The 25,305-nt window shown below is 39.5% G+C and carries 12 protein-coding genes; 11 read left to right on the top strand and 1 reads right to left on the bottom strand.

What is annotated here, in order from left to right; all coding sequences use genetic code 11:
- Positions 1-63 precede the first annotated feature (63 nt).
- Positions 64-1,437: an MATE family efflux transporter gene (locus ACNOGP_RS01030; RefSeq protein WP_418213864.1), complete on the top strand. Its 1,374-nt coding sequence runs from the start codon at positions 64-66 to the stop codon at positions 1,435-1,437.
- Positions 1,438-1,599: 162 nt separating this feature from the next.
- On the opposite strand, the gene ACNOGP_RS01025 is transcribed toward ACNOGP_RS01030, so the two are convergent.
- Positions 1,600-3,732, bottom strand: coding sequence for a cation:proton antiporter (locus tag ACNOGP_RS01025; protein ID WP_418213863.1), 2,133 nt, complete (start codon positions 3,730-3,732; stop codon positions 1,600-1,602).
- Between the two features lie 141 nt (positions 3,733-3,873).
- On the opposite strand from ACNOGP_RS01025, the gene ACNOGP_RS01020 reads away from it, so the two are divergent.
- The 10 genes from ACNOGP_RS01020 to ACNOGP_RS00975 all read left to right on the top strand — a co-directional run bounded on the left by ACNOGP_RS01020 (position 3,874) and on the right by ACNOGP_RS00975 (position 25,257).
- Positions 3,874-4,497: a hypothetical protein gene (locus ACNOGP_RS01020; protein ID WP_418213862.1), complete on the top strand. Its 624-nt coding sequence runs from the start codon at positions 3,874-3,876 to the stop codon at positions 4,495-4,497.
- 203 nt (positions 4,498-4,700) lie between these two features.
- Positions 4,701-8,474 carry a glycosyl hydrolase gene (locus ACNOGP_RS01015; protein WP_418213861.1) on the top strand — a complete coding sequence of 1,258 codons (3,774 nt, stop codon included), beginning with the start codon at positions 4,701-4,703 and terminating at the stop codon, positions 8,472-8,474.
- 133 nt (positions 8,475-8,607) lie between these two features.
- Positions 8,608-11,412: a two-component regulator propeller domain-containing protein gene (locus ACNOGP_RS01010; protein WP_418213860.1), complete on the top strand. Its 2,805-nt coding sequence runs from the start codon at positions 8,608-8,610 to the stop codon at positions 11,410-11,412.
- Between the two features lie 211 nt (positions 11,413-11,623).
- Positions 11,624-12,139: a sigma-70 family RNA polymerase sigma factor gene (locus ACNOGP_RS01005; RefSeq protein ID WP_418213859.1), complete on the top strand. Its 516-nt coding sequence runs from the start codon at positions 11,624-11,626 to the stop codon at positions 12,137-12,139.
- 125 nt (positions 12,140-12,264) lie between these two features.
- A complete protein-coding gene (locus ACNOGP_RS01000; RefSeq protein WP_418213858.1) occupies positions 12,265-15,486 on the top strand; it encodes a SusC/RagA family TonB-linked outer membrane protein in 3,222 nt (1,073 codons plus the stop codon).
- A gap of 10 nt (positions 15,487-15,496) precedes the next feature.
- Positions 15,497-17,266: a RagB/SusD family nutrient uptake outer membrane protein gene (locus ACNOGP_RS00995; RefSeq protein ID WP_418213857.1), complete on the top strand. Its 1,770-nt coding sequence runs from the start codon at positions 15,497-15,499 to the stop codon at positions 17,264-17,266.
- Between the two features lie 25 nt (positions 17,267-17,291).
- On the top strand, positions 17,292-18,875 hold the full coding sequence (locus ACNOGP_RS00990) for an Ig-like domain-containing protein (protein WP_418213856.1): 1,584 nt from the start codon (positions 17,292-17,294) through the stop codon (positions 18,873-18,875).
- A 12-nt stretch (positions 18,876-18,887) separates the two neighbouring features.
- Positions 18,888-20,348 carry an alginate lyase family protein gene (locus ACNOGP_RS00985; protein ID WP_418213855.1) on the top strand — a complete coding sequence of 487 codons (1,461 nt, stop codon included), beginning with the start codon at positions 18,888-18,890 and terminating at the stop codon, positions 20,346-20,348.
- 147 nt (positions 20,349-20,495) lie between these two features.
- Positions 20,496-22,778 (top strand): hypothetical protein, encoded by a 2,283-nt coding sequence (locus ACNOGP_RS00980; RefSeq protein ID WP_418213854.1) that lies wholly within the window; start codon positions 20,496-20,498, stop codon positions 22,776-22,778.
- 4 nt (positions 22,779-22,782) lie between these two features.
- Positions 22,783-25,257 carry a glycosyl hydrolase family 95 catalytic domain-containing protein gene (locus ACNOGP_RS00975; RefSeq protein WP_418214794.1) on the top strand — a complete coding sequence of 825 codons (2,475 nt, stop codon included), beginning with the start codon at positions 22,783-22,785 and terminating at the stop codon, positions 25,255-25,257.
- Positions 25,258-25,305: the final 48 nt, after the last annotated feature.

The raw sequence follows: 25,305 nt of genomic DNA, 5'->3' as shown, positions 1-25,305 counted from the left end.
TTTTAAATCGGAAGCCTGTTTTTCTTATAACTTTGCAGCTGATTTTAGAAAAAGAAGTTTGGGATGATAAATAAATATGAAGAACGACTGGGGACAGAGCGCATGTTACCGCTTGTTTTTAAGATGGCACTTCCGGCTGTGGCAGCGCAGTTTGTTAATTTGCTTTATAGCATGGTCGACCGTATTTATATTGGTCATATTCCTGGGATTGGTACGGATGCATTGGCGGGTGTAGGAGTAACGACTTCTCTTGTTATACTGATTTCTTCTTTTTCAGCGATAGTAGGAGGTGGCGGTGCGCCGTTAGCGGCTATCGCACTTGGACAGGGGAATCGTTCACGTGCCGGAAAAATTCTGGGTAATGGTTTTATCCTGCTGATACTATTCACCTTGTTTACTTCTTTCATCGCATATACCTTTATGGAGCCGATTCTACTTTTTACAGGTGCTTCAGAAAATACATTGGAGTATGCGGTCGACTATCTTTCTATCTATTTATTAGGAACTATCTTCGTAGAAATATCCACAGGATTAAATTCTTTTATCAATGCACAAGGGCGTCCTGCTATCGCCATGTATTCGGTATTAATAGGAGCACTGTTGAATATCGTCCTCGACCCGATTTTCATATTTGGACTCGATATGGGAGTAAAAGGCGCGGCTCTGGCTACAGTGCTTTCACAGGCATGTAGTGCAGTGTGGGTTTTAACTTTCCTTTTCTCCCGACACGCCTCTCTCCCTTTGGAAAAACGTTATATGGCGTTGAACCGGAAGATAATACTTTCTATATTTGCTTTGGGCGTATCACCGTTTATTATGGCAAGTACCGAAAGCCTGGTTGGCTTTGTTCTGAACAGCAGCCTGAAAGATTTTGGAGATATTTATGTCAGCGCATTGACCATTCTGCAAAGTGCGATGCAATTCGCAAGTGTCCCATTAACCGGATTTGCGCAAGGGTTTGTTCCTATTGTGAGTTATAATTATGGGCACGGCGATAAACAACGTGTCAAAGACTGTTTCCGTGTCGCATTGATGACCATGTTCTCATTCAACTTACTGCTGATGTTGTTTATGATTCTTTTCCCCTCAACAGTAGCTTCCGCCTTTACGAGTGATGAAAGACTGATAGAAACAGTCCGCTGGACAATGCCTGTTTTCTTGGGTGGTATGACTATTTTCGGATTGCAACGAGCCTGCCAAAATATGTTTGTAGCCTTGGGACAAGCAAAAATTTCTATTTTCATAGCCTTGCTGCGCAAAGCAATTCTGCTGATCCCATTGGCATTGATATTGCCACACTTTATGGGGGTAGCCGGTGTATATGCGGCTGAAGCAATATCCGATGCGACAGCGGCAATTTGTTGTACTTTGTTGTTCTTTTGGCAGTTCCCCAAAATATTGGGAAAAATCCAAAGGAGCACTTTGCGCATAAGCTAAATTTCCTGATGTTTATCCATAAATAGAACTAGTTATGTAACTGCTTACGTATTTTTGCGAAAAATGTTTGTTCATATTATAAAAAGCTAATGTATTTCCAAAGTAACTCTCATGGAAAGTGGTCGTCTCATCATTATTTAACAAGAGAAACACTATGATATATCAGTCTTTCTTAAACCACCTGTAAAACCATTTGCCCACCTTCTCATAATGCCGGGTTTCGGTATCAGTGTATAGTTTAGAAAAGAATGACGTATCTAATGGTTCTCCCGATTGGTTAGGATATAATACGATTAAGCTATTGTTGGAGAAGTATTTGCTAAGTTGTCTCGGTAGTTTCTCAAAAGAACTGTCGTAAGAAAGAGTTCCCGGTCGTGCGCTGATAATGACTAATAAATGGTCGTAGCTTACTTGTCCTGTTAATACCAGCAAGTCATTCCAATCTTCCAATAGAGAGAAATCGGTCAGCACCTGTTTATGCTTTTTCTTTATCAATGTTTGCAGGCGGGCGGTTGTCTTCTCATTTGCAAAGAAATGTACCCGGCAACCGAGGGTACTTCCCATCCGGCAGAAATGTTCCATCCAACGGGGAAAGCCGGATTCATATTCTGCTTTCGGTGGGACGGCTACGACAATCCGTTTAAGCGTGTGAACCGGTATCAGGAATTTGGAAATAATAAGCTCACAGTTCAATCCTTTCAGCAGGTGTTCGGCAAGTACACCGAAAAATGAATCCGTGATGTTTGCCTTGTGGTGCAACCCGGTGATAATGCTTGTTATCTCATTCTCTTTGGCGGAATGGATAATGCCGGAAGCGATATTCAAGTCATAACGGGTAATTTGTCTCAACGGGACGTTGACCGCTGTCGTCATCATAGCCGCTTTTTCCAGATAACGTTTGCTCCGCATTCTCAGATTGTCGGAAGTGTTATCATCATTGATTACATTGATTGCCAGTAGATTATCTTTCAATTTCGGGTCACGTATAACTAAAGAAAGATTTACCATATCTTCGATGGTGTTCGGATTGTTAAGAGCCACTAAGATCTTTTCCGTTTCTGTTGCCGAAGAGGTTTTCTCCGGTTCAGAGTCGTCTATGGCAACCTTCTTGGCTGCCCGTTCCGTTATCAGCGAACTTACCACACAGGTTACCAGAATCAGTAGTACCGTTCCGTTCAGTACATCGTCATTCAGCAGGCGTTCTCCTCCGGGCAGGATAATGTTATATCCCACCAGCACGGCCGCCAATGTAGCCGCCGCTTGTGCGGTACTCAGCCCGTACATTAGCTTTCGCTCAAGAGCAGACATCTTGTAGATCTTCTGCGTCAGCCAACAAGCGATCCATTTGCCGGTCAGAGCCATTATAATCATTACGGCAGCCACTTTCAGCGCATCTCCGTGCCCGAAGATGACGCGCAGGTTAATCAACATTCCCACTCCGATAAGAAAATAAGGAATGAAAAGCGCATTGCCGACAAATTCCAGATGATTCATTAAGGGGGAGACGTGCGGAATGAGCCGGTTTAATACCAAGCCTGCCAGGAAAGCCCCTAGAATCCCTTCCATACCTACGAACTCCATCAGTCCTGCTCCCAAAAAGACCATAGCCAGGACGAAAATGAATTGCATTACATTATCATTGTACCGATGGAAAAACCAGCGGCCGACACGTGGAAAAACGTAGATAATAAACGCACCTAGAAAGATGACTTTTATTACCAGCCAAATCCAGAACAGACCACCTGTCTCCCCTTTGAATAGTCCGCCTACAACGGCGAGAACCAACAGTGTGAGTGTGTCCGTCACTGCAGTTCCTCCTACCGCGATACTTACGCTGCGATGGCGTGATACGCCAAAGCGTGTGACAATGGGATAGGCTACAAGGGTATGTGATGCGTACATACTGGCCAGCAGTACGGAAGTGATTACACTGTATTTCAGGTACGATACATTTGCCACAAATCCTATTCCTATGGGTACGATAAAAGCCAGTAATCCCAATACTAACGCTTTGTTTCGTGTCTCCTTGAAATCTCCCATATTCATTTCAAGGCCTGCCAGAAACATGATGTAATAGAGGCCGACTTTCCCGAATAGCTCGAAACTGCTGTCGCGTGCCAGAATATTGAAGCCGTGCTCGCCAATTGCCAGTCCTGCCAGGATCATTCCTATAATATGCGGGATACGCAGTTTGTTCAATAGGATAGGGGCAAACAATATAATAAGGAGTACAAGGAGAAATATCCATGTAGGGTCGGTGATAGGGAATGTTAAATCAAGGCCAATCCAATCCATAAGTTGATAAGTTCGTAATATTCTTCGCGCAAAATAACTTAAAAAAAGTCTTTTAAAAAAGCATTCGTTGATAAAATACTCCTTTGTACCATATAATCTGTATCTTTGCTTCCGATTTAAACCAACTAACAATTTAGAAAAATGAAAACAGCGTTATTGGCATTAGGAGTTTTGTGTATTATGGGCAGTTGCTCGTCGGAGATGAAAAGCTCCAAAGGGATTGTTTGCGATGCGTCAATGAATACGGTATCCATTGTTACGGATAAGAATGATACGCTTTCGTTTAGTACGATGGATGCGAACAAGGAACAAGTCGACGGTTTGCTTCTGAATGATACATTGGAAGTATTTTATGCAGGGAAATATACACCGGGAATGCAGGCTTCCAAATTGGTTCAATATCCGCAGGCTCCCCGATTGGGCGGTGACCGTGATGAGCACGCTTGTATCGGTTCTGCTGGATACGTATGGTGTGAAGTACAAAAAGACTGCATCCGTTTATTTGAAAAAGGTATTCGTACAGAGGCAGTTAACGGAGGCGAGACTTCTGCTTTTATCGTTTTCAGCCCCGATTCCACACGTGCTGAACTCTTCTTCTCGGATAAGCAACCCAATGAAATACTGGAAAGACGTAGTTTGCCGTCGGGTGGCTATGCGTGGAATGTAGAAGACGATGATACAAAGAATGTGCGACTGGTGGACGGCTTATGGACAATCAGTCAAAGGGGTGATTTGATTTATACTCAGAAAGCTGAGAACAAATAATCGCTAATAAGTTAGATATTGAGAGTTCTCAATGTAATTGCATTATAAATGTATTAGCATTGAGAGTTTTTCATATGATATTTTAAGCATCTTGTTTCTTGATTACGGTTGTAATGCAATCGTACTATTTAATTCTCTTTTAAGAAAAATATTATTGTATTGAGTATATTATTTCATCATCCGTATTGTATTTAAAAGGACGAATGATGAAATATATTATTGGAAGTTTATGCTTTGTTTGGGTAACGATCAATGCCATGGCGCAAGTATCGGAAACCAGTTTTGTGAATCCGCCCCGTGATGCACGCCCCAATACCTATTGGGAATGGATGAATGGAAATATTAATGAGGAAGGGTTAACAAAAGACCTCGAATATATGAAGCGTGCCAACTATGGCGCTGCTATGATTTTTGAAGCCGGAGTAGGTATTCCACGTGGTTCGGTGGATTATAACTCTCCTCAATGGAAACAGGCTGTTTTGCATGCGGTAAAAGAGGCCGAACGATTGGGGCTTGGTCTGTCTATGCATAATTCGCCGGGATATAGCGGAACGGGCGGGCCATGGATTCCCGTAGAATGCTCTATGAAGCAACTCGTATGGACAGAAACTTTTGTTGATACTAACCGAAAGGAAATGGTGGAGGTGGATCTTCCACAACCTCTTTCAAAAATGGAATTTTATAAGGATGCGGCTATTTTGGCATACCCTTCTTTATCTTTTGAAGGTACATCATTTCATTCGTTAGTACATAGGGTTACTTTGAACGGGAAAACAATCAATAAGGAGATACTATCGGATAATAATCTGAATACTCAATTTCGAATGGAGAATAAACAGAGTATTCTTATTGAGTTGAGGGAACCGTTTACGGCACAGGCTGCCACCGTTTATCGGGGAGAGCGTGAAGAACCATTGGATCCTCATGACGGACCACGTGACTATTCTCCCCAATTGAATCTGGAAGTATCCGATGATGGAATAAACTTTACTAATATCGGACATTTCAATTGTCCGCCTCTGCGTGCTATGGACCCGCCCGGTACACTCTCTTTTGCTCCTGTAAAAGCCCGCTATTTCCGTATAACCACTAATAGAGGAACTAATTTAGCAGAAGTAGATTTTCATTCTTCTCCTCGTTTGGAGAATTATGCGGCAAAGATTAATTATGTGAATGCACCGGTCTCATTGAAAGATAATCGGCAGAAGGTGACTGAATTCATAAGGCCTGGACAAGTTATTAATTTGACAGATAAGATAGATGCTGGCGGACATCTGAAATGGAAAGCTCCCAAAGGTAAATGGACAATTGTACGTATTGGTTATACTACGACAGGGGAAGTCGTAGCTGCTGCTCCTGAAAGTGGTGTCGGACTGGATTGTGATAAATTCAGTAAAGAGGCCTTGGATAAACATTTTGATTTATTTGTAGATCCCTTGTTAGACATACTGAAACCATGGTGCGGCACTACGTTAGAGGCTCTGGTGGTAGACAGTTGGGAAGCGGGAAAGCAGAACTGGACAGAAGACTTGCCTGCATATTTTAAGAAAAAACGCGGTTATGATATTATGCCTTATCTGTTGGCTGTGACAGGACGTATTGTGGGGAGTGTAAACGATACAGAACGATTTCTTTGGGACTTCCGGCGTACACATACAGATATGTTTTTGGAGAATTACGTAGAACACTTCAAAGAACGGGCAGGGCGTTATGGCTTGAAATATGCCGGAGAGGCTTACGGAGATGGTAATTTTGAGAGTCTTGAAATGGCTGCCCGGCAGGATTATCCCATGAGTGAGTTTTGGACTCACTATGTATATGGGAATATTTCGACAACGATGCTGGCTTCTTCGACCGGGCATATATGGGACCGGCAATTGATTGCTTGTGAATGTTATACGGGAACACCATTTAATAGTAAGTTTACTGAACATCCTTATGGTATGAAAGCCCTGGGAGATTATATCATGACAGCAGGGGTAAACCGCTTTGTTTATCATGCTACTACGCATCAACCTTATACAGGTAATCAACCCGGTAATCTGATGACTATGGGACCTTTCGGTACTCATTTAGACCGCACTTCTACTTGGGCTGAACAATTCGCGGCATTAAATCTCTATAACGCACGTTGTGCTTATATGCTGCAACAAGGAAAATATGTTGCGGATGTGCTTTACCTAAAAGATGAAGCCATTTCTGCTGGAGTAAACAATTATAATATGACTTATCCTGTCACTCCCTACGGTTACCGTTGGGACATAACAGGGGTGGAAGCGCTGCAACAACGTTTGTCCGTGAAAAATGGAAGAATAGTCTTACCGGATGGCATGAACTATAGTTTATTAGTAGTAACTCCGATGGAACGTACTTCTCCTGAAACATTGAAACGTATTATTGAATTGGTGAAACAGGGAATGAAAGTAATGTTAGTGGGAAATAAACCAATAGGCTACTTGGGACTGAATGCACAGAAAGATAAAGAAGTCCGTAATTTGGCCAATGAATTATGGAATGCCACTGTTTTAGGAGAAGGATATGTTTATCATCAAGGTGAATTAGAGGATATTCTTCTGAAACATGAAAAGATACAACCGGATTTCTCATTTATCGCAAAAAATAAGGATGCGCAGATTCATTTTATTCATAGGAGAGTAAATGGAGATGAGGTTTATTTTATAACAAATCATCGCCGTCGTCCCGAACATTTAACAGTAACTTGTCGTGTGTCCGGGAAAGTTCCGCAGTTATGGAATCCTGAAACAGGAAGTACCGGGCTTCCGGTTATGTATGAAGAGAAAGATGGAATGACAAAGTTTAATCTTTGTCTGCAAGAAAGCGGTTCTGTTTTTGTCGTATTTCGTAGTGGTACAGGAAAGTCAACAGAGATTGTCGACATAATTCCGGAGCCGACTACAATTCATACAAAGAATGGTGACAGAACTTATGGACAGGGATATGATTTTCATTCTACCTTTACTATTTCTCTATGGGCGAAGCCGGAAACTTTTGCTATGGCGGGACGAGGATTTCTTGTTTATCCGGATTATGGGGAGGATAATCAGGCGCAAGTTGGAATATCGATGGGACAAAATGGTGTCAGTGTATATGAATGTAATAAGAACAGGCAGTTGGTGTTAGAGTGCAAAGAGCCTGTCCAGGGATGGACACATGTTGGGTTGATCTATAAAGAAGGAGTTCCTAGTCTGTATTTGAATGGGAAGTGTGTAGCTACCGGTAAGAAGTCTATCTATAATTGTCGCCCATCATTAGATGTGCCAATGGGAGAAGAACAGTATATTGCCAGCTTCGAAGGAGATCAGACTAAGACGGAAGTATATGATTATGTACTCTCCGAACAGGATTTTGAGAATATGGTAATTGCGGGACTACCTTTACCACGACATAAGGGGACAATGTGGAGACTTTTAGATGGAGAGTGGATTGTGCAATTTCCGGAATGGAGTAAAGCTCCTGCTGAAGTTGCATTGTCAAGTTTACAGTCTTTGCATAAGCATCCGGATTTTAATGTAAGGCATTTCTCTGGTACTGCCACTTATGTGAAGAAATTCATGTTAACATCCAAAGAGTTGAAGATGGTAAAAGGAAAGCGATTGAACTTGAATTTGGGGCGACTGGAAAATATAGCTGAAGTAAGCGTAAATGATTCTGATTTTGCATTATTATGGAAAGCTCCCTATTGGACGGATATTACAGAAAAACTAAAAGTCGGCGAGAATAAAGTGGTAGTAAGAGTAACCAATCTTTATCCGAATCGGATGATTGGTGATGAATATCTTCCTGAAAAATATGAATATGACAAGTATGGAAGTTTGCAAAAGTTCCCCGAATGGTACTTAAAAGGAGAATACAATCAGCGGGAACGAGTATTATTTGTGCCATGGAAACATTATCATAAAGATGATCCCCTGTTGGAATCAGGTTTATTGGGGCCGGTTCGTTTATACATAGAATAATAACTGCATAATAATGGATTTTAGCTGTACTTGGTTCTTTCCAGGCAGCTAAAATCTTTTTTGTATGCCCTGAATAAAGGCTTTTACGGTTTTTTGGTTATATTTGCTCCATATAATCTACAGATTTAAGAAAATGCATGCCCAAATGAAAAACATATTAAAATATATTTTAACGTGTATCCTTTTGTCTGTTTGCATAACTGTTGCTTCACAATCCTATACATTTCGTGGACTATCCATTACAGAGGGATTGTCAGAACTCATCGTAAATGTCATTTATAAAGATTCTCTGGGATTTGTATGGTTGGGCACAGAAAATTCGTTGGAACGTTTTGACGGTATTCATATTAAACATTATCCGATTATTGATGCTGGCGGAAAATCTAAACGTGTGAATGCTATTGTCGAAATGCCGGGTAATGATGTGTGGATGGGGAATAATATGGGACTCTGGCGGTTAAACAAAGATAAGGATACATTTGAACCTGTTGCCCGTGAGATGCTGATTGCACCTGCTTATTCACTACTGCACGATGGAAAAGGAACTTTATATATTGGTTCCGGTGAAGGCCTATACATCTATAAAGATGGGGGATTTCAGCAGATTCTGTTGGATACTAATTTGTTGTCGGAAGCCAATGTGATAACTGGATTGACGCAGGGGAAAGATGGTACCGTGTGGATGGCAACCAAAAAAGGACTCTACTCATTGCGATTTGTCAATGGGAAGGAAGTAATATCCCGTTATCTCTTGGAAGGTGAACATTCCTGTGCTTTTCATAATATAGTTTACATGGATTCTATGATTTATTTGGGAACGATGGGGCAGGGGATTATCAGTTTTGATATTCGTACAGAAAAATCAGAGAATTTTGTTGATGTAGGATGCAATGTTATTTCTTCTTTATCCGGTGATGAAGGTAAAAAGTTACTTTATGTGGGAACGGATGGAAATGGAGTACATTTTATCTCCACAGAGGATAAGAAAATAGTTCGTTCCATACGTCATGAAGTGGGGAATGAAGAATCAATACGTTCTAATTCAGTCTATTCTGTACTGGTGGATCGGGAAGGAGTCATTTGGGTTGGCTTTTTTCAGTTAGGTTTGGATTATACTCTTTATCAGAATGGTCTCTTTGCTACGTATGCTTATCCTCCCTTTTTTACTTCCCGTGACATGTCCGTTCGTACGATTGCTATTCATGGGAGTGAGAAATTGATCGGTTCTCGGGATGGGCTTTTTTATATCAATGAACGAAAAGGCATTTACAAAAGTTTTAATGTGCCTCAGTTACGTTCCAATATGATATTTTGTACTTTATATTATCAGGGAGAATATTATGTGGGTACTTATGGCGGGGGGATGTATATACTTAATCCGGAAACACTGACTATACGCGATTTCGAACCGGGTGAGTCATTTCCTTTTGTAAAAGGACATATTTTTTGTATCAAGCAAGATGGTGAAGACAATCTTTGGATAGGTACTTCAGCAGGAGTTTATTGTTATAAAGATGGTAAACAGATTGCCCATTTTACAAAGGCAAACTCAAAACTGCCGGATGATAATGTATATACCATCTTTTTTGATTCTACTCATAAGGGCTGGATGGGAACGGAGAATGGTTTGTGTATTTGGGATTCTTCTTCCAAGACATTGCGGACAGATATTTTTCCTGAAGAGTTTATTCATAAAGCGAAAATCAGAAATATATATGAAGATTCAGATCATAATCTTTATTTCTCTCCCGATAAAGGACCTTTATTCATATCAGATTTATCTATGAAGAAACTCCGGCATCTGCCTCCCACCAATCCTTTAGAAGGGAAAGATTGTATGTTCGTGATAGAAGATAATGATAAGTGGATATGGATTGGGACAAGCAATGGTCTGTTCCGTCATGATAAAAAAGGGACTTTTATACCTTATGCATTCGTTGATGGTATTCCGAGTCCCATATTTATTAATTGTCCGCCAGTGAAAGAAAATGATAGACTTTGGTTTGGTAATTCGAAAGGATTGCTTTATTGGGATATGACAAGGAAATCTAAAGTTAAGAAATTACCTTATCCTGTTCGGATCACTGATATATTAGTGAATGGAAAGTCTATTGAGAGTTCTGCTGTGCATCAAAATAGTGGGGTGTTTGAAGTAAAGCTGGATGCTTCTCAAAAGAATGTGACTTTTTGTTTATCTGACTTCAGTTATACGTCTCCTACTTTTATCTCTTATGAATATAAGTTGGAAGGGATAGACCAAGATTGGAAAACTTTGACCGGACAATCTGAAATAACCTATTATAATCTGCATTCGGGTAAGTTTAATTTTAAAGTGCGCCGCATGAATGATTATGAATCTGAAATAACCATGCAGGTTCGTGTAGCTTCATCTGTAGGGGTGTGGAGTATTGCAGGATTAGTGGTTATTGTATTATTAGGTGGCTTTGTTTATTATAGACAAAGAAATAAGAAAAGAGGAATTGTACAGGAGCTGCCAGTTATTGATATTCCGGAAGAAAGGAAACAGCATAATGACAAGCCTGTTTATGAGGAAAAATATAAAACGAATAAATTAAGCGATGAAGAATGTAGTCTTCTAAAAGAAAAATTAGAAAGGCTGATGTCTAAAGAAAAGTTGTACAAGAATCCGGATTTGAAAATTGGTGATCTGGCAGAAGTAATGGGTATGTCTCTTCATAATCTGTCCTATTTATTTAATTATTATATGAATTGTAAATACAATGATTATATTAATAACTGTCGTGTAGAAGAATTTAAGTCATTAGTAGGACAGGATGAGTATTCGAAATACACATTGGAGGCTCTATCAGAATTGTGTGGCTTTAATTCAAAAACATCTTTCTTCCGTAACTTCAAGAGGGTAGAAGGTGTTACTCCTAATGAATACGTTCGGAGTATCGGAAAGACTAATGAATAATCGGTAGTCAATGCTTTGAAAAAGAGTAATGAGGGTACCAAATTATAATTTGGTACCCCTTATGGGCTTTGCGTAATATGCTGATTTATAAGTAACTATTCTGATTGTTGGTGCATTTTTATAGGATGGTCTTTATCGCTTCAATTTTCTTATGGTTTTCTTTTTTGTGGTGTCTATATTTGCAGTCATCAAACTCAAAAGAAAGTTAGATATGAAGGACACTACCATGAAAAATAATCAGTTGATAATCGACTCTTATATGAGTTATCGTCAATCGGTATATTTGTATATTTATTGTAAAATAAATAGCAAAGAAGACGCAGAGGATATATCTCAAGATGTCTTCCTTCGTTTGATAGATTACAAGCAAATTCTTCGTGAAGACACAGTCCGCTTTTTTATTTTCACGATTGCCCGTAATCTGTTGACCGATTATTTACGTCATTATTATAAGAAGCAGGAAGTTACTTCTTATATTTATGACTTTGCGGTTACGTCAGTTAATGATACTGATAGCCGTCTTATTACGAACGACATCGCGATGCATGAACAACATTGTCTGACTTTACTTCCTCCTCAGCGGTGTATCATTTATAAAATGAGTCGTTTCGAGAATAAATCTTTGGACGATATTTCAAAAGAATTACAACTTTCTCGTCGTACAATCGAAAATCATTTGTTTATCGGTCGCAAAGAAATGCGGGCATATTTAAAGGATTGCGTTTAATCATATTACTTAATATTTAATGCTTATGGAAATAGGAACGAAAAAGAAAGAAGGCCTTTTAAAGCCTGAGTTTATTTTGGAGAATAGTGCAAAAATGCTTTTTTAGAACTATCATATTCAAACTTATGAAAAACCGAAAAGGATTAATGAATGATTTAAGGCCTAACAAGAAAGTGATTCTTGCGTTAGGATTGGTGTTGGGATTATTCCCACTACCGGATTTATGGGTAAATGCATCTGTGAATGACAGTCAGATTGTAGTTCAGGTGCAGAAAAAAGTGAAAGGTAAAGTTACTGACGGAGCAGGCGAACCTTTAATTGGTGTAAATGTAGCTGTAATAGGACAAACGGGAGGTACGATAACGGATATTGATGGTAATTATAGTATTGATGTTCCGAGTGCTGCTAAGTTGAAATTCAGCTATATCGGGTATGCCGATCAAGAAGTAACGGTAGGTAGTCAGAATGTATTGAATATCGTTTTGAAAGAAAGCACAGAAGTGCTGGATGAAGTAGTTGTTGTAGGTTTTGGTACACAAAAGAAAGAATCGTTAACGGGAGCGGTAACAGTCGTGAATTCAAAGGCTTTCATTGAAAAAGGTAATATGTCCAGCCCTTTGCAAGCCTTGCAGGGACAGGTTCCTGGTGTTATGATTACTCGTTCGTCTTCAGCACCAGGTGATGAAAGTTGGGGAATGAGTCTTCGAGGCTCTGTATCAGTGAATTCTACTGACCCTTTGATTATAATTGATGGTGTAGCATATACCAGTACGAATGATCTTCGTTTGTTGAATTCGAATGATATTGAATCTATTAATTTTTTGAAAGATGGTGCTGCAGCTATTTATGGTTCTCGTGCGGCTGGAGGAGTTGTTCTGGTAACTACTAAAAAAGGTAAGGAAGGAAAAACGAAAGTAGATTATAATGCCACTGCTACTTTGAAAGCTGTAGGATTAATGCCTGAAATGATGAGTCTGGAACAGTGGGCGGACGGACTTATGGCAACCTATCATAATGATAATCTTAATCATGATGCTTTTTATGCCTATGCCCAATTTGCAAAGGCCTTCAAAGGTCATTACCTTCAGAATAATAGCTCTAATTTTTTGGGATTTACAGATGTTGCCGACTATGTATTTGATGATAATGTCGATTGGCTTGGTTCTTTGTTTGGCAATACTTGGTCTACGGAACATAACTTGAGCATTACAGGGGGGACAGAACGTTCGTCATTTCGTATTTCGCTAGGTTATTTGTATGATGGATCAACGTTGAAGTATGGAGAGAATAATAATCAACGTTACAATTTCCGCATGAATAATACTTTTAAATTGACAAAGAAATTAACTTTGGACTCTTCTATTTCATATAATCGGCAGGAACAAGTTGCGCCAACCCGGATTGATGCAGCATTGTCGGCAAGTCTTATTCAGCCAGGAGTTCCGTTAGCAGCTATAAATGGCAAACCTTATCAATGGGGTAGTGGCGAAAGCAATGCTTCCCCTTTGGCTAAGGTGACTGATGGTGGTGAAAATAAACTTTCGGTTTCGGCAATAGGCATAAGCGAAACTTTAAATTATACGATTAATAGTTGGTTGACAGCAAATGCAAATCTAGGATATAATTCCAGTCAGGCTACCCGTGATGTAGTACAGAAGGCAATAACGTATTATAATTACTTGGAAACCGAAGAACAGCAGACGTGGCCTGCCCAAGAAAATTCTTTTTATAGACAAACTACCTCCAAGACCGATTTTTATTCATTCTCTGCTTACTTGAACGGACATAAGGCATTTGGGAAACATGACTTGAGTTTGACATTGGGTACACAATATGAATTTAATGAATATAAAACATGGGGAGTGAAAGTTAAGGATATTCAAGAGGGGCTTGAAATAGTTAATGGTTCTGGTGAAGTTACATTAAGTGGTGCTGGAAATAATGAGTCTTTAGACAAATATCAATACGCTATTCTTTCCTATTTTGGTCGTTTTAATTATGATTATGATGGACGTTATTTACTTGAACTACAGGGACGTTATGATGGATCATCTAAGTTCTTAAAAGAAAATCGTTGGAATTTCTTTTGGGGTGGTTCTCTTGGATGGCGTTTGAAGCAAGAAACGTTTTTACAGGATGCTGATTGGTTGAGTGATTTGAAACTCCGTCTTTCTTATGCAGAGGTGGGTAATCAAAGTGGTATCGGTAACTATGATGGAGTACAATTATATTCTCTACAGACTAATACAGGAGCATATCTTGCTGCTGATAAAGTTTCATTTATGAAGACTTCAGGTACCATGGCATCTACCACACGTACTTGGGAACGCATAAAAAACTATAATGTGGGGTTGGACTTTGGTTTTCTGAATGGGAAGTTGACTGGTAGTATGGATGTCTTTTTGAAACGCAATAATAATATGTTAATTCAAATTACTTATCCGGGTATACTTGGTGATAAAGCTCCTAGTTCAAATAGTGGGAAGTTTAAGAATTATGGATTTGACGGGCAACTCAACTATAATGATAAAATAGGTGAAGTTGATTATCATGTTGGTGGAACAATCTCTTTTGCACGCAATAAATTGGTAGATAATGGGGGAGTTACTGTGTTGAATTCCGGATATACATCTAAACAACAAGGTTATCCATTGAATTCGATATTTGGCCTTCGTTATGGTGGAAAGATACAGAATGAAGAACAATTGGCAGCTTATTTGGAGAAATATAATAATAACAATGGTATTAATATGCCAAGCAATTTGCGTGTAGGTGATAATATGTATTGTGATGAGAATGGTGATGGAATATTGGATGAGAAAGATTATATTTATTTGGGAAGTGATACACCGGAAATTTCATATTCATTCAATTTTGGAGCTTCATACAAGGGGGTTGATATAAATTTTATTTTTCAAGGTGTAGCCAATCGTTTTGTTTATCGTGATGATGGTAATTGGACAAAACCTTTTAATGCTAGATATCAGAACTCTACTACTGCTTCGATTGGGAATACGTGGAGTCCGGATAATGCTAGCGCATATTATGCACCTTATTCGGCAGATGGAAATATAAATAAGTATAATTATCAAGCATCTTCTTTGACTGCACAAGATGGACGTTATCTGCGATTGAAGAATGTAACTATAGGTTATACTTTTCCAACTAATCTGTTGAATAAAGTCAAATTCCTTTCAGGAGTGCGCTTTTATGTAACGGGAGCTGACTTATGGGAAAAAGTCAAAATAACTGATGGATGGGACCCGGAAGCTAAACGTGATGCTTCGGGTACGGCACGTTATCCTTTTACCCGTAATATAACTTTTGGTGCAAACTTAACTTTCTAAAATAACGGATATGAAAAAGAAACATTATATAACAACAGCTTTTTTGTCGGTTGCAAGCTTGTTTATGAGTTCATGTTTGGATTTGAATCCACTGGCTAGTGTAGGTGATAATTTGGCATGGGAAAAAGCTGATAATTTTCAGTTGTTTGCCAATCAGTTCTATTCATGGACACGTGATTTTCAATTATCAACAGACGACACGTATGGTAATGGAGTCAATGATGGACCTCATAGTGATTTTCGCTCGGATTTGATAGCTACTTCTACGCTTAATGTGTATAGTCAGGGAACAAATACTATTCCTGGTGAAGATAAAAATTATACAGCTTTATATCAGCGTATCTATTATACTAATTTATTATTGGAAAAAGCTCAATCTTTTGCTGATCAGGCTGCAATTGCAGTATCGGTAGCAGAAGCTAAGTTCTTTCGTGCTTATTTATATTTTGAATTGGTACAGATATATGGTGATGTCATTTTGGTTACGAAACCTTTAGATTTAAATTCGGGGGAATTATATAAAGCACGTGATAATCGTAGTGTTGTAATTGATCAGATTATCAAGGATCTGCAGGATGCGGCCATGAATGGATTACCTGAAACTGTTACAGAAAAAGGACGGTTAACAAAATATGCGGCTTATGCTATGTTATCTCGTGTTGCATTATATGAAGGAACTTGGCAAAAGTTCCATACCGGTGGCACATCGGCTACGGTTAATACTGAACGTAGTAGCGCTCTGCTTACTATTGCGAAAGAAGCAGCTTGGAAAGTTATTGAAAGCAGACAGTATCGGCTGTTCTACAATTCGACTCTAGGAACGGAAAGCTATCGTTATATGTTTATTTTGGAAGATGTGAAATGTAATCCTGCGGGTCTTACTAAATCGGATAATACAGAATATATTCTCTCTCGTCGTCATCGTGACGGTGACCAGTTAAGTGTGAATATAACTCATGCTATGTTTGGAAATGCAGTGCATCTGACACGTAAGCTGGCTAATATGTATTTATGTACTAATGGTTTACCTATTGATAATGTAGCTTCGACTGAATTGTTCAAAGGATATGCGAGCCCGGTTGATGAGTTTAAGAACCGTGATAATCGAATGGAAAATACATTTATGGTTTATGGAGAAAAGTATTGGGATAATAAGACAGCTCCTCGAAACTCTTGGGATGACAATGATTTGGCTAAGTGTATAATAGCCAACAACAATTGGATTTGCAAAGGTAGTGGTTATCAAAATCATAAATGGGCTGTTGAACGTAGTGTCAGTGATTACTATGAGACTATGGATTATCCTGTTATTCGCTATGCGGAAGTTTTGTTGAATTATGCTGAAGCGGTATATGAATTGGGTATCACAGGTACTGATTTAGATGAGGCTTTGAATAATTCGTTAAATTTGGTGCGTTGGCGTTCCAATCCAGATATGCCGGGATTAAGTACCAATTTGGTAGCTACTAACGGCTTGAGTATGAGAGAGGAAATACGTCGTGAACGTGCGATTGAGTTAATTTTGGAGGGATTCCGTATTGATGATTTAAAACGTTGGTATGTAGCTTCTACAGAAATGCCTCAAGTACAGCTCGGTGTGAAGTACATAGATACTTGGTTTGAGACAAACTGGTCTAAAATTACTAATACTTTAAGCGAGGGATGCTTGGTTTTGTATTCAGGTCGCACTTGGCAGGATAAGAATTATTTATATCCATTACCTTCCGATCAGTTACAGTTGAATCCTCAATTGGAGCAAAATCCGGGATGGGGAAATTAAATGTTTAATTAAAAAGAAAACTGTTATGAAAAAGATATTAAGATATGGACTTGTTTACCTGTTAGTAGTAACCATTTTGCCAATAATAAGTTCTTGTGGTGATGATGATATTTCATCAGATGTGACTGAGATTGTCTATCCTACTTATGTTTCCTTAGAGGTTCCTGATGATTTGCAAGAGTACATTTATACAGATGCCACAGGGGCGAAAACATTGCCAATGTTGAAAGGAAATACTGCTACATTAGAATATTCCATGTCCGATGATGCTACTTATCGGGATATAGTTTGGGAATCGAGTAATGCAGATGTGGCTACAGTAGATGAGAATGGTTTTGTTACGGCTGTAAGTGGAGCAGGAACTGGTTATTCTATTATTACTGTACATCCGGCAGTTTTTTTTAGTGGTAGTGGAATAGCTGGAACTCTGAAAGTATTGGTCTCGGATGAATTGGTTCCGGTTTCATCTGTTACTATTAATTATGAAGAACGTGATGAATATTATGAGGGAGATGTATTACAGCTTAATTTTGCATTATTGCCCGCAACGTCTACTTATAAAACGGTGAAATGGTCGACTTCTGACAGCGAAACAGCTACTGTTGATTTAAATGGAAAGGTTTCTTTCTTAAAATATGGAGATGTAACTATAACTGCTACTTCTATGGATGGAAGTGTCTCTGATTCAAAGACCTTCAATGTGTTGAGTGGTACTGCTCCTTCTTCAGTTTCGTTTATAAATACGGAAGATTTGCAACATCTTGCCTATGGACAGAAGATAAATCTGAAAAAGTATGTGAAAATGGAACCTGAATATGCTACTTTCTCTATGATTGAGTGGAGTGACACCGATGGCTTGATTAGTGTAGATGGTAATGGTGTAATGACTGTGAAATATACAGGTACAACAGCGGTAATGAAAATGACTGGACATACAATTGAACTAGTAGCTTCTGATCGTAATGGCAATAAACTTGGAACAGCTGAAGTTACAACAGACGGCGGACGTTTACTCTATAATTTTGGTGATGGACTAGCTCCATTTGTAATGCAATGGCAAAATGGTACTACTTATCATCAATATGATAAATATATACATTTTGATTTATCGGCTAGTGGTAGGCAGGATATAGCTTTGGCTTCTACGAATGGTGTAGGAGGGTATTATCTAAGCACCGCCAAGTATAAGTATTTTGCAATGAAAATGCGACGTCCCTATTATTACGATGAAGAGAATGGCTACAGTAGCTGTAAACCGGGTACTCCGGATGGTTGGAGATACAATAAGTTGGCTCTTAATATAACTCCGACAACTGTGGCCAATTTAGGGCATCAGAACTTCTCCAAAGAACTGGACATGAGCGGCAGTACTCCATCACTTGTTGATGTGAAATGGGATGGTCAGCCTAAAGTATATGTTTATGAACTTAATCATGCAACTTTACTTGAGGGCACGGATGCTGCTACCGGTTTGGTGGATCTAAAGAATTTGGATATAGTAGTAGCGGATTTGACGGGTGTATCTGAACAAACTTATGATATATATTGGATGGGTACATTTGATAGTCTGGAAGCTATTAAAGAATATTATGATGCTAATGAAGAATAAAAAGGAAATATTATGAAGCGGAATATATTAAAGAACTTACTATCTGCGGCACTACTTCTGGTAATGCTCGCATCCTGCCACGAGAATAAATTCGGAGTAGTTGATTTGACTCCGGATACTGCAGGTGGTGATGATACTGATTATGTCGGTGATGGTTTACAACATCCTTGTATGCTATTGACAAATGCAGACTTTGATTATATCAAAGGACAACGGGCGAAAGGGGAAAGCAATATCCAAAAAACAACATTCAATTGGATGACTCGCAGTGGCAATGAATTTGTGAAAACAACTTATTCACCCAGTCCCGTGAAGTACTTGGCGCGTCTGGATGCTACAAACTGGGGGAAATGGAATGAACGTTGGGTTGAAACAGGTTTCAATAAAGATGATTTTTATGAAGGTATACATGCTAATTATATGAACTTCTCACGTGACTGTGCAGCTGCCTTGGCACAAGCTATATTATGGAAAATCACTGGTGAAACGGCTTATGCTGCAACATCTATCAAAATACTGAATGCATGGGTCAGTACTTGTAAAGGCTATGTGACAAATAAGGCTGGGGAATTCATCGATCCCAATGAGAATCTAATAGCTTTGGAAATCTATCAAATTGCAAATGCTGCAGAACTGATGCGTGACTATGACGGGTGGTCAAGTGCTGACTTTGACAAGTTTAAGACATGGATGGTTGAGGTCTTTTATCCTCATAATACTTCTTTTATTGCACATAAAGGAGAAGCATGTCCAGTACATTCATGGTTTAACTGGGATTTAGCTAATATGACGGCAATACTTGCTATAGGTATCTTGACTGATGATAATGCTAAAATTAACGAAGCTCTGAATTATTACAAGTATTTAGGTTCCGGAAGTGGTTTCTATTTAAATGGTATTCCTTTCGTTCATTCTGATCCTGACAGTTCTGAAATGCTTGGACAGTGCCAGGAGTCCGGACGCGACCAGGGACATACAGCTCTTTGTGTAGGTATGTTGGCCATTTTTTGTAAAATGGCAGCCAATGTTGGTGAGGATTTACTAGCTTATGATAATTATCGGGCACTCTCTATGTTCGAATATTATGCCAAGTACAATGTTGGAGAGTCGGAAGCACCGGGTACAGATAATAAAGGCTGGGTGATGCAAGGTTTCAAATATGCGGCAAGTCAGGTTCCTTATGAAACACTTGAAAAGTGTACCAATACGAATACCAATGCAAAATGGCCGGAACTTTCGTATGAAGAAAAGCAGAATGGCAATGATACTCGTGGAGCTGTGAATCCTTCATGGGAGTTAGTTTGCCGTATGGCCGAGGATGCTGGTCAATCAGCTATTTACAGTACGTTGTTTCGTGATGCAATGAGGCAGAATGCTTCCCGTGGTAATTGTGATGGTGGTGCAGGTGATTACGGCCCTGATTCTGGTGGCTTTGATATCTTTGGTTGGGGCTCATTGCTTTATGCTAAATAATTCTTTATTTCTTCCTTATTAAGGATGATTTTTGAGAATTTATTGATTAAAATTCATTGTTTTAAGAGAAGGGCAAAGAACTAAGTCGTAAAAAACTTTATTTTTGCCCTTTGTAAGTTTCAAATATATTGGAATATACATAATATTATGAAGAAATTGCTGTTTATACTCTTTTGTTTTTGTCAGTTGGGTGTTTATGCTAAAGATGTTTTAATCTTTGGTAATAAACAGAGTGAGAAGAAACACGAACTAAGAGATTCTTTATCGGAAGCATATATCGGTGGTATGGGGGAATCTGCCCGGCGTATGTTGCCTGGTGAGAATCCCGATTGGCGGGGAGGTTCCATTAACTTTAAGATGAAAGTAAGCCCTGATAAGCAAAACTATTTTACAGTACGTTGTTGGGGATCGGAAAGTGATGAAACACTCATTCTTCTGTTTATTGAAGGGAAACAAATTGGTTATCGTCATTTGGGGGATATAGACTTATTGCATCGTGGCAATGGTCAAAAGCCTTTTTATGAACGTTTTTATTATTATACACTTCCCTTACCCCGTAAATATACGGATGGAAAGAAGGAAGTATTATTGGAAATGCGTTCGTATGGTCCAATCTGGGACTATGGCAATACGTTTGAATCTTATCAAAAGAATATGACTATGCCGACTATCGGTTTTTATAAGGCATATACTCATGAAGAGACGTGCTTTGTTCCGGATAAGAATGAAAAACAGGGAGCTTGTGATATAGCTTCTGCACCTGTACGCCCTCAACCGGGTATACTACTAATGGATACGGTGAAACAAATTGTTATTGATGAAATGAACCGTATCATGAAAAAGAAACAACCTCTGAATCAACAGGAGATTTGGTTTATTGCAGATGCATATTCTGTAAAATGGACTCCTGCTTTTCAGAATGCAGAAGTAATAAAGAAAGTCACTGAAGGCATTGATGCTCACTATCAGAAGTTTCTGGAAAATCCGGCTATCATTTACTCTGATCCGGGAGTGTATAATGGAGATTGGATGACTACGGCTATGTTGGCGCGTAGCATCCGTAAATTATGGAATGAGCTGAAAACGAATTTGGATGTTTCCTTGTCGGGTACAACAAGAAGAGCGGCTTGGTCCGAGTTAATGGATAAGTCCTGTAATTATGGCATCACTCACCGTCGCCATTATACGAATCAATCGATGATTATTGATCTGGCGGTTTATGAATGTAATAGAGCGCAAATGCTACTTGATGCAGATAAGGCTTTGCCTGAATACCAAACATTGAAATACCTGTATGAGTCTTTGGCCCTGGCACCTTGGATGGGGCGTGAGACTGCGAATGGACCGGAAAAAATGTTAGGAGATAACTATTGGCAGCTGACGGAGAAAGGACTGACTAAAGAACTGGGCTTTACAGGATATTATGGTGAGGTGCTGGATTGGATTATTGCTATATACGATGCAACCTGCATACCAGGAACCCAGGGAACGGGTGATGCCAAAATATATAATCAACTGATAAAGATGATGGATGCCCGCAATTTTTTCCGTTATCAGGCTTTGGATGAAGATGGATATAGATGTATGCGTGCAGAAGCTGTGGTAGGATGGCGTGATGGTTATCATTATCCAGGTGATATTACTTATATTGACCGTACACAAGGTTGGGGAGTCAGCCCATTTATGACGGCAGCGGCCACTTTACACCCTCGGGCAATTGGTATTTCTCAACAAATGTTAGATGATAACCAGTATTTTAATCAATTAAGAACTAAAATAAAAAGTTTTAGTGGTATTCGTGTTATTCAGAGTTATCTCCATGTGCCTGATGAGTATGAGTTGATTGCAGGACAATCTCCTGTTTCTTATAGATTGCCGACTTCACAAGGAATGCCTGATTTCGTTTTCAGTGATGAGGAGGACGGAGTTATAGCATTGAAGCATGGTGATGAAGTTTTATTTACTTCGCTCTATTGGCGGGCACGTATGGGAATCAATAACTTGGCAAAAGTACATTACATAACTCCTGTCATAGACCGCATTTCTACTATTTGTATAGAATCGGAATATACTCCCAGCGGGATGACATATACACGCTCCAATCGTACAAATTTGGAATGGTTGCCAACTCGCGAATGGTATCCGGGGATTCAGTCAGCACATGAGGGCGAAGTATTGCCTATTGCAAAGATTCCCGATGGAATCTCTTTCAAGCCTGGAGATGAGAACCCTTATGCCGGGAAAGCTGATTTTTATAAAATGCAGTATGGTAACTATGTGATCGGCATGAATACTACTACCGATAAAATATTCGAACTGGAAGTGCCGGAAGGTAAAAAAGTCATCGAATTGACCAATGATAAAAGAATTGTGAAAGAAAAGGTTTTGGAAGTAAAACCCAGAAGTTCGATTGTACTATATAAATTATAATATGATGGGGAAACATGTATTTCTGATAAGCATTTTATTGTCTTGCTCTTTGGCAATAAGAGCGAATGATCTGAAACTTTGGTACAAACAACCGGCAAAAACGTGGGTGGAAGCTCTGCCATTGGGTAACTCCCGGATGGGAGTGATGGTTTACGGAGGAACGGCCCGTGAAGAATTACAGTTAAATGAAGAAACTGTATGGGGAGGTAGTCCTTATCGGAATGATAACCCCGAGGCTTTGGATCATTTGGAAGAAGTACGTGCCCTGATATTTGAAAATAGAAATGCAGATGCACAGCAACTTATTCAAAAGACATTCTATAGTGGAAAAAACGGGATGCCATATCAGACCATAGGAAGTCTGATTATCAGTAGTCCGGGGCATGAACGGGTGACAAACTATTATCGTGATTTGGATATTGAGCGTGCTGTGGCAACTACCCGATATGAAGTGGATGGGGTTACCTTTCAACGTGAGGTGTTTACTTCTTTTGTTGATAATGTGGTTATTGTTCGTTTGACAACAGACCAACCTGGAAAATTGAGTTTTACAGCAAGCTATGAATCCCCCTTGGATCACAAGGTAATGCGGAAAGGAAAAAAGCTGATACTAACAGGAAATGGACAGTCCCATGAGGGTGTTGAGGGAGCTATTCGTATGGAGACGCAGACACAGGCAGATGTGGAAGGAGGAAAAATGACAGTGGAAAATCTGCAGATTATGGTGGAAGGCGCAACAACTGCCACTCTATATATTTCAGTCGCTACCAACTTTGTAAATTATCAGAGTGTAAAGGCTGATGAAAGTAAGAGAGCTGCAAATTATCTGAAAGCTGCAATGGAACATCCCTATGAAAAAGCTTTGGCTGAACATACTGCATTCTATAAAAAACAGTTCGACCGTGTGAAATTGGATTTGGGAACAAGTAAGGCAACGGGGTGGGAGACTACAGAACGCATTGCCCACTTTAATGAGGGCAAGGATGTTTCTTTAGCGGCATTGATGTTTCAATTTGGCCGTTACCTGTTGATCTCTTCCTCACAACCGGGTGGACAACCTGCCAATTTACAAGGGATATGGAATAATAAATTACTAGCTCCCTGGGATGGAAAATACACGATCAATATTAATACAGAAATGAACTACTGGCCTGCTGAAGTCACAAATTTGAGTGAAACACACCAACCTTTATTTGAAATGGTGAAGGAGCTGGCTGTGACCGGACAGGAAACAGCGCGTACCATGTATGGTGCAAAAGGTTGGGTAGCTCATCATAATACAGACCTTTGGCGTGTTACAGGTCCGGTAGATAGTGCTTTTTATGGTACATGGCCGAATGGTGGAGCTTGGTTGACAACTCATTTATGGCAACATTATTTATACACAGGTAATCAGGCGTTTTTAGCTGAAGTATATTCTGTTTTGAAGGGTGCTGCAGATTTTTATCTTACATTTTTAGTAAAACATCCGCAGTATGGCTGGATGGTAAGCACGCCTTCGATGTCACCGGAACACGGACCGGGCGGAGAGGATACACAAAAGGTTTCTACTATTGTTGCCGGTTGTACGATGGATAATCAGATTATATTTGATGTATTGAGCAATGCGTTGGAAGCTTCTAAAATACTGAAAACTTCAGTCGCTTATCAGGATTCCTTAAAATCAATGCTTGATCGTCTGGCTCCTATGCAAATAGGTAAGTACAATCAATTACAGGAATGGCTTGAAGATGTGGATAATCCGAAAGATCATCATCGACATATATCCCATGTGTATGGATTGTTTCCAAGTAATCAAATTTCTCCCTATTCGCATCCTCTTCTTTTTCAGGCCGCTAAGAATACATTACTGCAACGGGGAGATGAAGCAACGGGGTGGTCTATTGGTTGGAAAATCAATCTTTGGGCGAGGTTGCTGGATGGAAATCATGCTTTCCGCATGATTAGCAATCTGTTGAAGTTGTTGCCTGATGATAATTCAACGAAAGAATATCCGCAGGGTCGTACTTATCCTAATCTATTCGATGCTCATCCGCCTTTTCAGATTGATGGTAATTTTGGATATACTGCCGGAGTTGCAGAGATGCTACTCCAAAGTCATGATGGGGCAGTACATTTGCTACCCGCTTTACCAGATGTTTGGGCAAAAGGAAAGGTACAGGGATTGGTTGCTCGTGGAGGTTTTGTGGTAGATATGGAGTGGGATGGCATACAACTGAATAAAGCTACGATTCATTCCCGTTTAGGAGGAAATTTACGTTTACGTTCGTATGTCCCATTACGTGGTGCTGGCTTGAAAGAAGCAGAAGGTCAAAATCCGAATCCTCTTTATAAAGAAGCAACGATCAAAACTCCATTGGTTTCGAAAGACATAAATCCGCAATATCCTACTTTGTACAAGGTTTATGAATATGATGTAATGACCGAACCCGGACAAAAATATAGAGTAGAACGAGATGGAAATGCTGTAGGTTTATAAAATAATACAGCGGATAAGTATTTCATAGAACAGTTGATTTATAAAATA

The sequence above is a fragment of the Bacteroides difficilis genome (genome assembly GCF_048319815.1).
Taxonomy (GTDB): Bacteria; Bacteroidota; Bacteroidia; order Bacteroidales; family Bacteroidaceae; genus Bacteroides; species Bacteroides zhangwenhongii.
Note: the sequence above shows the minus strand (reverse complement) of the source record. Positions and strands in the feature narration are given on the sequence as shown.